This is a genomic window from Mucilaginibacter humi (assembly GCF_013087555.1).
The window spans coordinates 16,139-27,687 of record NZ_JABFCR010000041.1 but is presented as its reverse complement, the minus strand read 5'-3'; the positions used below and the strand labels follow the sequence as shown (position 1 = coordinate 27,687).

The following is an 11,549-nucleotide window of genomic DNA, read 5'->3' as shown; positions in this document are numbered from 1 at the left end:
CACTGCTTTAGCAGGTGCTTCCTGCGCTTAATTTCTTCAATTGGCCCCTTCCCAAACTTTACGTACCGCCGCCATTTCGCCCTGTGATGATGCCTTATAGTAGCGGGGATAATAATTTTACTTATAGGTTTATGGCTGATAAGGTTAATACTAAACTGGCTGCACAAGGGCCTGCACGAAAAGGAAGTTAATTCATCGGTACGGTCTTTTTTATTGAGCTTGCTTGGCGTAGCTTTAAGGGTGCTGCTTATACTGGGCGTAATGCAGGTAATCGGTATCCCTATGACCATGTTCGCTGCCGTAGTAGCGTCGTTTGGTGTCGCGGTCGGCCTGGCCTTATCAGGTACGCTGCAAAATTTTGCCAGCGGTATCCTCATCCTCTTATTAAAGCCGTTTGATGTGGGCGATAACATTATTACCCGTGGCCTGGAAGGCACGGTAACTTCTATCCAGATATTTTACACTATGGTAAAAACCTTTGATAACCGTATGGTAATAGTACCTAACAGTAAATTATCAAATGAGGTGATCATCAATATCAGCCGGGAAGGTATCAGGCGACTGGACATTGAATTTAAGGTGCCCAATGCGGTTGATTTTAAACAGGTTAAAGCAATACTTGATAAAACCATTGATGAGAATAAAGATTGCCTGAAAACACCCGAACGGCGCATCGGCTTATCTTTAATGGAACTGGATGGTTATAAGATAAACATTAATGTATGGGTAAATGCCCATGGTTTTAATGATAGCCGGCTTAGATTACAGGAAGCTATAATGGATGAACTTAAAAATGGGGGTATTAAATTAGCGGGAATGTAAAAACCATTTGCTATTATTTATTGTTTAAAACCTTAACAAATAATTAATAATATGGACAATAAGGAAAAGTTGGAACCCCTGACAGGGACAGGATCAACATTCACGAAAATTATGAAGTGGAATACTGGTCAAAAGAGTTAGGTATATCGCCAGAAAAATTGCGCGAAGTTGTGAAGGAAGCCGGTACAACGGCTGAAGCAGTACGTGAATATCTAAAAAATAAAAGCTACCACCATGAGCCGGAAAATATGTAGAGAAGCGGGACTTTAACAAAACTGCCGAGCCAAAAGCCGGCCGCAGCAAGGATAAAGACCACCTGATGTTTGTGATACAAAAGCATGACGCCTCAAGGCTGCATTATGATTTCAGGCTCGAAATGGATGGTGTACTAAAGAGTTGGGCGGTGCCTAAAGGCCCGTCTACCGACCCAAAGGTTAAGCGCCTGGCCATGATGGTGGAAGACCACCCGTTTGACTACCGGAATTTTGAAGGCATCATCCCACAGGGCGAATATGGCGGCGGTACCGTAATAGTTTGGGATGAGGGTACCTATGAGCCAATTGAAGAAATTAAGGGCAAGAAAGCGCAGGAAAAGCACCTGCTAAAGCAGTTGGAATCAGGCTCGGTTAAGATAAAGCTGCATGGTGAAAAACTGCAGGGCGAGTTTGCACTGGTTAAAACCCACGGCATGGGCGAGAACGGCTGGCTGCTTATTAAACACAATGACGATTTTGCATCAAAGACAGATATTACCAAAAAAGATAAATCAATACTCTCCGGCAAAACCATCGAAGCCATGGAGAAAACCAGCGAAAAGGTTTGGCAGCACGGGCATGAGGAAGATGTAGAAAAATCAACCAAAAAACTAAAAAAAGCCCCGGCAGAACCGGCTGAGGAAGTGGTGGGTGAAGACCTGGCTGAGGGACAAGTGGATAAGGATCAGCCCGATGTTGCGGCGCTTTTAAAATCAGCCCCTAAATCGGCTGCGCCGAAAAATATCAAACCTATGAAAGCCACCCCGGTGGACGAACCCTTTGACGACCCTGATTGGGTTTACGAAGTTAAATGGGACGGCTATAGGGCAGTAGCTGTTATTGATAAGAAAGGAGCGGAACTGATATCGCGTAACAATCTTCCGTTTGATAAATATTACCCGATCAATAAGATACTTAAAGACTGGCAGATCAACGCGGTTATTGATGGTGAGATCGTTGTTTTGAATGATAAGGGCTTGTCAGACTTTGGCGCGCTGCAAAACTGGCGCAGCGAGGCCGACGGGAACCCTGGTTTATTACGTATTTGATATTTTATGGTACGAGGGTAAAAATCTGATGGGCCTGCCGCTAACCGACCGCCGGGCTATTCTTAAAGAAATATTGCCAACCAATAGCGATAGCGTAAGGCAAAGCAAAGTATTTGCTGCAAACGGTATTGAGTTTTTTGAAGCTGCCGAAAAAGTTGGCATGGAAGGTATTATGGCTAAAAAAGCCGGCAGCGTTTACACCTCCGACCTGCGATCAAAAGAATGGCTCAAGATAAAAGTGCAGCGCCGGCAGGAAGTTATTATAGCCGGCTTCACCAAAAATGCCGGAACATCAAAAGCCTTTAGCGCCTTGGTACTGGCTGTATATGATGGTAAAGAACTAAAATATGTAGGTAAGGTGGGTACCGGGTTCTCCGAGAAAATGCAGAAGGAAATGATGGCGCAGTTTAAGCCATTAATAACTGATAAAAGCCCGTTTGATGTAGAGCCGGATGTGGATAAACCATCCCGCTTCCGCCCGCAGCGGATGGGGGCCAAACCAACCTGGTTAAAACCGGAGTTGGTAGGCGAGGTGGCCTTTGCCGAAGTTACCAGCGATGGGGTTTTCCGGCAGGCATCATTTAAAGGTATGCGTACGGATAAAAAAGCTAAGGATGTGATATTAGAAACACCAAAGGACACCACCGAGACGGTAGAAGAAGCCGATCAGGAAGTGTCGCCTAAAGAGGAAACCAATAAAAAATCGCCTAAAGAAACCCATAAAGCTATTGAACCACCGAAGGACACAGATCGTAAAACCCTGCTTAACCCCAAAGACGAAACGCAGGTACGTAAAATTTGCGGGCACGACTTGAAGTTTACCCATCTGAGTAAAGTTTACTGGCCCGAAGACGGGGTAACCAAACGCGATATGTTTAACTACTACTATCGCGTAGCCGAATATATTTTGCCCTATTTAAAGGACCGGCCAATGTCGCTTAACCGTTTTCCCAACGGGATCCATGGGTCGAGCTTTTATCAAAAAGATGTTAAAGGCAAAGCACCCGATTGGGTGACCAAAACCTTCCCTTATACCACCAGCGACGGTGAGCATAAAGAATATTTGGTAGGATCAGACGAGTCATATTTATTATGGATGGCATCTTTGGGCTGTATAGAAATGAACCCCCGGTTCAGCCGCGTGCAATCGCCGGATAATCCGGATTATTGCGTAATAGACCTTGATCCGGATAAAAACACTTTTGACCAGGTGATAGCAGCGGCGCAGGAAGTAAAAAAGTGCTGGATGCGCTTGACGTCCCTTCCTATCCTAAAACATCAGGCTCAACCGGGATGCATATTTATATCCCGTTAGGTGCTAAGTACGATTATGACCAGTCGCAAATGTTTGCAAAGATCGTGGTATCGCTGGTGCATAAACAAATACCGGATTATACCAGTTTGGAGCGAATGGTTGCCAACCGCAAAGGCAAAATGTACCGGATTTTTTACAGAACCGCCCCGGTGCTACCATAGCCGGCCCATACTCTTTAAGGCCAAAGGTTGGCGCAACGGTATCCATGCCATTGGATTGGGATGAGGTTAAACCCGGCCTTACAATGAAGGATTTTACCATATTTAACTCGATAGACCGTCTAAAAGAAACCGGTGATCTGTTTAAAGGCGTTTTAGGAAAAGGCATCGATTTGGAGAAGACCATTAAAAAGGCGAAAGAAACATTTGGATCATAACAGTTATATGGCAGTTTTTTATTTCATGATTGGCAGGGATTTACCAGTAATGGTAGTGCCGGAAACAAGAGTTTATATGGACGGGCATCCAATTTTAACCCATTCTTATAGTATTTATAAAGATTATACAACTGATAACCTTGATGACTTACTATCGCCGGATGAACAAAAAAACAATCCAACCCAAATTATCTTGGCTATATAACTTTCGAGATCCCCGGCAGAGTATTTAACTATGTGGCCGATGGTATGCAAACCTTATCAAGAGAGGAAGTAGAACAAGCGGTCGAGCAGATCTCGCACTATCGCGACAACCCGGATACCGGAAGCATGTAAATTAACCATACATAGTTTAAATTCCTACGAAAATTTCGTCATCTGTTAAAAAGTGTTAAATTCTACGATATATTCGTAGATATACGAATTGTTCGTATATATTTGTTTTCGTATTCAAATCCAGTTTGTAATTAACGTTAACACTTATATCACAAGTCATGAAAAAGATCACCACAATTTTAGCCATCCTGATGCTGACCATCCAGTTTGGCTGGGCGCAAAAACCCGATACCGCCAAGCTGATAGTGCACTATAAATTTTCGCACCTGCGCGATACCACCCAAAAGGATAAACCCTATACCGAGAATATGGTATTGTTTTTGGGCCAAAGCGCCAGCGCTTATAAAAGCTACGACCGTAAATTGCAGCAGGAAATGATGCAAAAACAGGTTGCACAGCAAATGGCTGAACAAAAAGGATCGGGCCGGTTAAACATCAATGTCCAAAGCCGGGGGCAAACTACCAGTACCGAGTATTATCAATTCCCTGTAGAAGGTAAGTTTATCCGTAAAGAAAGGCTGATAACCCCATATCTTATAGAAGAACCCATGCCGGTTATCAACTGGAAAATAAGTGCCGATACCATGACCGTAGGCAGCCTGCATTGCCAGAAAGCTACCGGCCATTTTAAGGGCCGCGACTATACCGCCCGGTTCACCACCGAAGTACCTTTCCACGCCGGCCCATGGAAATTGAGCGGATTGCCGGGTTTAATAGTGGAGGCTTATGACACCAATAAAGAGGTTGTGTTTAAGTTTGATAATATGGAAGAAGCTGTACCTTTTGTTAAAGCGACCGAGGCAACCCCAGCCCCCGGCGCACCAAAGCTGGTAATGTTTGGCATGGAAGAGGGCAACACCGACCCAAACATTATTGCTGTACCAACCAATGCGGTAAAAACAACCGAAAAGGAATTTAAAAACCTACAGGAAGCCATGCGTAAAGACCCTAATGCTTTTGCACAAGCGGCAATGGCGGGCAGTGGCGGTAGTTTTAGGGCAGCGCCTGATGGGGGCTCCAGCAATATGCGTATCCGGGTAAACGGTAAGGGCCCGGTAATAAACAATCCATTAGAGTTACCTGAGAAAAATAATGAGAAGCCCCGATAAGTGGGTGGGAGTATTCATATTATGGATGCTGCTGTCCGTGGTGTGCCCGGGCCAAACCATCCAGGGCACCGTTACCGATAGTTTGGGTAAGCCGGTAAGCTACGCGGGTGTTAACCTTAAAAGCGGTGGTAACTTAATCGTCGGTTATACTACCACAAATAACAAAGGTGCGTATAGCCTGCAATTACCTGCTGATGTAAACAAGTCCGGCCTTATGCTGGAAGTAACCTGCGTTGGCTTTAAAAAACAGGATAAAGAAATTACTGATTTTACGTCGTCCTATAATTTTAAGCTGAGCATGGCTGTAAATCAGTTGAAGGATGTGGTGATCAAGAATAAACGCCCGTTTTTACGTGTCAGTGGCGATACGCTGAGTTATAAGGTTTCTGACTTTAGCAGTCCGCAGGATAGGGTAATTGGCGATGTGATCAAAAAACTGCCGGGTATTGATGTAGCTAAAGATGGAAAGATAAGCTATAACGGCAAGTCTATTTCAAACCTGTATATAGGTGGTGATAATTTATTGGATGATAAATACAATATCGCCACCAACAATATCCCAAATGGGGTGGTAGACCGTGTGCAGGTAATGCAAAACCATCAGCCGGTTAAAATGCTGCAGGGCAAGGTAAACAGCGACGACGTAGCCTTAAATCTTACCATAAAAAAGATGCCAAACTACAGATGGTAGGACAGGAAACCACGGGTGCCGGCTTACCGGGTAATTACTATGCTGATATAAACGCCATGATGTTTAAGGACAAGTACAAGGCCATAAACTATATTAAAGGTAACAATACCGGCCTTGATGTAACCGGCGACCTGATATCGCATAATAGGAACGATTATTTGTCAAGGATAGATAACGATAAGCCGGGAAGCGTACTGTCATTAGGCACGGCAGGCGACCCGGACCTGCCACGTAACCGTTATTTGTTTGATCAGTCGGGCATGTTGAACTTAAATAACCTTTTGAATTTAAAGAAGGACCTGCAACTGCGGGTTAACTTATCGTACGTGCGCGATAACCAACGACAGGATTATCAAAAAGTAAGTGATATTTATTTGCCGGCAGAAACTATACATTATACCGAAACCCAAAACAATAAACGCCGGCCCGACCTGCTGCACACCCAGTTTACGCTGAATATTAACAGCAGTAAGTATTATTTAAATGACAACCTTATTGCGGACTATAGCCACAATATGGCTTACTCATCATTAGTTACTAACGGATCGGGGGTAAAACAAACATTTAAAGATAACCCGGTAGATGCATCCAACGAGCTGAATTTTATGCAAACCTTTAAAAACAACAGTATTATTGAAGGTTATAGCTATATCAACCACTCGACCGAGCCGGAGAACCGCGTGATAGAACCGGGACTGAACCCTAATATTTTTAATAACAATGCCCCGTACGCACATTTAACGCAGAACGCCAATATCCCCAGTTTTTTCACCAATAACTTTATTACCTATCGCATACCGCGCCAGTTGTTTACGCAGAGTTATAAGGTTGGGTTCAGTATTCAATCGCAAAAGCTAACGTCCGATCTTTCGGTTACGCAGTTAAATAACAGTACCAACCTGGTGTCAGACAGTGCTACGAACAATCTTAACTGGCAGCGCAATAAGTTGTATGCCGAGGCTGGGTATGATATCCCCGGTAGTATATTAAAGGTGAATGTAACACTCCCTTTAACGCTGGTCGGCATTAGTTATAACGACGCGTTTTATCAACTGGATAAAAGGCTTAACCGTTTGTATTTCGACCCGCGGGTGTCGGTTAAATATCAAACCGGCATTGAAGATTTCCTGACGCTGAATTACAACTTCAGGAATTCAATTGGCGGCATACAGGATGTTTACCGGGGCGAGATCTTAACCAACTATCGCAGCCTGTTTGCCAACAATGCCGATTTGACCGAGCGGCAAACGCAAACAGCAGCATTAGGATATAATTACCGCAAGGCTATCACACTGTTCTTTTTTAGCTTAAATGCCGCTTACACACACCAGTATGCCAATAATATCGGGTCGAGTGTATTGACGGCTAATATCCAGCAACGCGTGGTGCTGCCTTTTGATAACAACATTAATTCATGGTCGTTTAGCGGTTTTGTAAGCAAATATTCGTTCGCGCTGCGGACTACCTTTAGCGGCGGACTAACTTATCAAACAACCAAATTAAACCAGATCCAGAATGGTAATGTCCTGCCCTATAATACCTTTAACAATACCATAGGCGGCGGAGCCGAAACAAAGGTGAGCAATAAAATTACCCTTAGTTATAAATTAAATTATATGCAAACCACCAGCAAACCGGTAGGGGGAACCAGCAACAGTAAATTTGAGCGCCTGATACAAACCGCGGCGTTAAATTATAACCCTACAAACAACCTGTTCTTAAGCGCGTCTGCCGATCATTATTACACGCACCAGCAACAGGCCAATGATCTGAAATATATCTTTGGTGACGCGTCAGTACGTTACAAGTTACCAAAAACCAAGCTTGATTTGGAAGTAACTGCTCAAAACCTGTTTAATACGCAAAACTATACCGCTGTTTATTTATCAGCCAACGTTTACACGTCAAGCACTTATACCATACCGGGAAGGATCGTTTTAGCAAAGCTGATGTTTAGTTTGTAATAAAAGTAAGGGAGAAAGCGAGCGGCTGTCACCCTTCAAGGGGCTCAACAAGGTTATGTTTCTTTGAAACTTTTAGTGATACTGTTTTGTCACAACACAAGTGATCCAAATTGCTACAAGTTCGCGGTGAATCACTCAACAGTTCAGACAGCTATCGGGGGTGCGTAAAAACAAGGTCCCGAACCTTAGCGGAACGAGACCTTAATGCAATATGCACCGCCGTGGGATTATACGCCCAAATCTTTAATTATAGCATCCACCTTAGCATCCAGCGCCGCATCGGTTTCATAGTAGGCGTCTTTACTTGCCAGCTTGCCGTTTACACTGCAATAAAACTTGATCTTAGGCTCGGTACCCGACGGGCGGGCAGATATAATGCTGCCATCCGCAGTAACAAATTGCAACACGTCCGACTTTGGTAACTCAATAGCCTTAGTTGTTTTTGAAGCTATGTCGGTTTCAATGCTGCGTTCGTAATCCTTAACCGTTATCACTTTTGATCCGCCTAAAGTAGCCGGGGGATTGGTCCTGAAGGTTTCCATCATGGCCTTGATCTCCTCGGCACCGGTCTTACCTTTTTTGGTGATAGATATCAGCTTCTCTTTATAGAAACCATATTCAAGGTACATATCTATCATAGCTTCAAATAAGCTGCTGCCTTTGTCTTTATAGAAAGCCGTCATTTCGGCAATAAAAGCCGCTGAGACAACTGCATCCTTATCGCGCACTAATTCACCCACCAGGTAACCGTAGCTCTCTTCACCGCCGCCTATGAAGGTTTGCTTGCCTTCAAATTTGGTCATCAGCTCGCCAATGTATTTAAAGCCGGTAAGCGTGTTATAAAACGTAACGTTTTTTGCTGTCGCGATAGCCTCTATCAAATTAGAGGTCACGATGGTTTTAACAATGTATTCCTTGCCGGTTAACTTGCCTTTTTCTTCCCGGCAGTTAGCAAATAGTTTATCAATAAGCTGCCGGTTTGGTTACCATTAAGCAGGATAAACTCATTATTGTTATTCTTAACGGCTATACCCACACGGTCGGCATCAGGGTCGGTAGCCAATACCAGGTCGGCATCTATTTCGGCAGCTTTTTTAAGCGCAAGGGTAAGCGCTTCTTTTTCTTCCGGATTTGGATAAACTACCGTAGGGAAATTTCCATTAGGTATAGCCTGTTCCTCAACTATAGTTACATTCTCAAAGCCAAAGCTTTTTAAAGCACCGGGTACTAAAGTAATTCCGGTACCGTGGATAGGTGAGTAAACAATGCTCAGATCTTTCTGGCGCTTTATAGCATCGGGCGATACAGAAAGCGCGGTTATTTTCTCAATATATTCTTGGTCGATCTCGTCGCCCAGCATTTCCACATTAGCCGCTATGCGGTCAAACTTTACATCATCTATACTTGAAATAGCGCCAACTTCGTCCATCACAGCCTTATCATGCGGCGATACAAACTGCCCGCCATCATCGCCATAAGCTTTATAACCGTTATATTCTTTTGGGTTGTGTGATGCTGTAAGCATTACACCGCTTTTGCATCCTAATTTACGCACGGCGTATGATAGCTCGGGGGTAGGGCGCAATGCGCTGAAGAAATAAACATGGATGCCGTTTGCCGAAAAAACATCGGCAGTAATGCCTGCCAGCACATCAGAGTTATTGCGGCTATCGTGCGCTATGGCGACGCTTATTTTTTCGTTAGGGTAGGTTTTTTCAGGAAATTAGCTAACCCCTGCGTAGCAGAGCCGATTGTATATTTATTTACACGGTTTGAGCCGGGGCCCATTATCCCTCTAAGTCCGCCGGTGCCAAATTCAAGGTCGCGGTAAAAAGAGTCTGTAAGTTCTGTATAGGCTTTGGTATCAATAAGCCGCTGAATTTCAGCTTTGGTGTCAGCATCATAATTTCCTTCGAGCCATGAATTGGCTTTTTTAAGAATAGATGGATCTAATTCCTGCATATATAATAGGTTTATTTTACGTGATCAAATATGATAAAAAATGATTGAGAAACATTTTTGTTTCTAATAATTAAAAATATTATCCCCCTTCGTTTACAATATAATTTAAAACAATCAGAACCAAAGTAATCGCATTTTGTTAAACAGAAAAAGACATCATTATGAAAAATCCATTTGTAAAACAAAATAATACCGCCCTGATAGCTTTGGGTATCACTGGCGCAGCAGCAGCCGGCGCTATAGCTTATTTGTATTTAACCGATAGCGGTAATAATACCCGCAACAAAATATCGGATAGCGTTAGCGGCGAAATAGACAAGTTGGCTAAAACATTTAAAAATAGTTTTAAAGACCGGCGGCAAGCATCATCAGTGATAAAACCAACGTTTCAAAAAAAACGGTTAAGGCAGTTGCAGATCATGTAGTAAAATAATAAAGCAATTTCCTTTAGGTAATAAAAACGCTATCCATTCCGGATGGCGTTTTTTGTTGGTAGCCGGTTTGAGATAATGGCCGTTAAGTAGATCCGGACTAATCAAAAAAACTCCCCAAAGTGCCAAAGTATGCCTGATGGGTCGTGGAGGAAACATTCTCTGCCCCGGGGCTCGGTACGTATTGGGGTTAACTTTACATTTTTGTATTTGGCGGTTAGGTTCAAAGCCAGCAACTCGTCCCAATATCTGGCTACATCGTCAACCTCTAAAAATATCATGGTGTTATCTATCCAATCCTTTACATACCCATCTTGCAGGTAAAATGCAATAGCCCCGGTTTTAAAAACAGATAGATTGTGTGATAATTCGCGTTCTTCAAACCCCGGTCGCGGTAAAAGCTTCTGGATAACTTAAAGTCTTTAGCGCCAATAAATGGCCGGATGGATTTAGCATTATGTTTCATGATACTAAGTTAAGTTAATTCAACTTTTTCATAGTCAGTTCTTTGCAGCGTTACCAGTTCGTGATTTATGCCCGTGTTATGCTCCTGCATGGTAAGTTTTTATAATCTAAGCAGGTTTATGCTTAATTTCTCCTATTTTTAATAAACATATATGATCAATGACAATTTTCCGAAAAACCATATTTATCGCTTTCTTTTCCCTGCTGAATTTTGCCTATAGTAACGGAGCTGTTGTCCGTGCCGGTTTCCAAATCAGCAAACTCACATGCGAATACCGGGTAAACCCTTTGGGGATCGGGCTCACAGCCCCGCGTTTAAGTTGGATCCTGATTGGAAAAGAACACAACCAATCCCAATCTGCCTATGAAATTATTGTAAGCGATAATGAACGCGATATCAACCAATTTAAAGGTAACATTTGGAAGACGGGTAAAACTTCTTCTGGTGAAAGCATACTTGTAAAATACAATGGTAAGAAGCTTAAACCGTTTACAAGATATTTTTGGCGGGTTAGATGCTATGACCAAAATGGTCGGGCCACGCCATGGAGCACTATCCAATGGTTTGAAACCGCTGCTTTTTTGGATACGGACTGGAAAGGAAAATGGATTAGTGATGGCAGTAAACCTTACGAAAAGGATGAAGATTTTTATAAGAATGATCCAGCTCCATTGTTTCGGAGGCCCTTTGCTCCTAAAAGTAAGCTGGCAGCAGCCCGGCTTTATATCAGTGGATTGGGGTATTATGAAGCCTATTTGAACGGAAAAAAATAGG

The 11,549-nt window shown here is 43.3% G+C and carries 9 protein-coding genes and 3 pseudogenes; 9 read left to right on the top strand and 3 right to left on the bottom strand.

Features of this window, described 5'->3' with window-relative positions; all coding sequences use genetic code 11:
* On the bottom strand, positions 1–290 hold a 290-nt coding region (locus HK413_RS17720), incomplete at its 3' end, for a hypothetical protein (RefSeq protein ID WP_246230178.1).
* Between HK413_RS17720 and HK413_RS09620 the strand changes: the two genes are divergently transcribed.
* From HK413_RS09620 to HK413_RS09595, 7 genes and pseudogenes are all read left to right on the top strand, one after another.
* On the top strand, positions 283–822 hold the full coding sequence (locus tag HK413_RS09620) for a mechanosensitive ion channel family protein (protein WP_246230176.1): 540 nt from the start codon (positions 283–285) through the stop codon (positions 820–822). The genes HK413_RS17720 and HK413_RS09620 overlap by 8 nt on opposite strands.
* Positions 823–899: 77 nt before the next feature.
* Positions 900–1,076: pseudogene (locus HK413_RS09615) on the top strand (DUF3606 domain-containing protein); the annotation flags it as partial.
* A pseudogene (ligD, locus tag HK413_RS22200) lies at positions 1,067–3,816 on the top strand (DNA ligase D); the annotation flags it as partial. The pseudogenes HK413_RS09615 and ligD, both read left to right, overlap by 10 nt.
* A gap of 7 nt (positions 3,817–3,823) precedes the next feature.
* Positions 3,824–4,021, top strand: coding sequence for a hypothetical protein (locus HK413_RS15250; protein ID WP_217452200.1), 198 nt, complete (start codon positions 3,824–3,826; stop codon positions 4,019–4,021).
* Between the two features lie 289 nt (positions 4,022–4,310).
* The gene (locus HK413_RS09605; RefSeq protein ID WP_175270033.1) at positions 4,311–5,261 is read left to right on the top strand and encodes a GLPGLI family protein; all 951 of its coding nucleotides are present in this window, start codon (positions 4,311–4,313) and stop codon (positions 5,259–5,261) included.
* A 4-nt stretch (positions 5,262–5,265) separates the two neighbouring features.
* A complete protein-coding gene (locus HK413_RS09600; protein ID WP_175270032.1) occupies positions 5,266–5,952 on the top strand; it encodes a carboxypeptidase-like regulatory domain-containing protein in 687 nt (228 codons plus the stop codon).
* A complete protein-coding gene (locus HK413_RS09595; protein ID WP_175270031.1) occupies positions 5,946–7,916 on the top strand; it encodes a TonB-dependent receptor in 1,971 nt (656 codons plus the stop codon). The genes HK413_RS09600 and HK413_RS09595 overlap by 7 nt, the downstream gene beginning before the upstream one ends.
* A gap of 227 nt (positions 7,917–8,143) precedes the next feature.
* On the opposite strand, the pseudogene HK413_RS09590 reads toward HK413_RS09595, so the two are convergent.
* Positions 8,144–9,878 (bottom strand): annotated as a pseudogene (locus HK413_RS09590) (phospho-sugar mutase).
* A 161-nt stretch (positions 9,879–10,039) separates the two neighbouring features.
* Here HK413_RS09590 and HK413_RS09585 point away from each other — a divergent pair.
* On the top strand, positions 10,040–10,303 hold the full coding sequence (locus HK413_RS09585) for a YtxH domain-containing protein (RefSeq protein WP_175270030.1): 264 nt from the start codon (positions 10,040–10,042) through the stop codon (positions 10,301–10,303).
* Between the two features lie 110 nt (positions 10,304–10,413).
* Here HK413_RS09585 and HK413_RS17695 read toward each other — a convergent pair whose 3' ends face one another.
* Positions 10,414–10,590 carry a VOC family protein gene (locus HK413_RS17695; protein WP_246230171.1) on the bottom strand — a complete coding sequence of 59 codons (177 nt, stop codon included), beginning with the start codon at positions 10,588–10,590 and terminating at the stop codon, positions 10,414–10,416.
* A 343-nt stretch (positions 10,591–10,933) separates the two neighbouring features.
* Between HK413_RS17695 and HK413_RS09575 the strand changes: the two genes are divergently transcribed.
* Positions 10,934–11,548, top strand: a complete 615-nt coding sequence (locus HK413_RS09575; RefSeq protein ID WP_449406795.1) for a glycoside hydrolase family 78 protein — start codon at positions 10,934–10,936, stop codon at positions 11,546–11,548.
* Position 11,549: the final 1 nt, after the last annotated feature.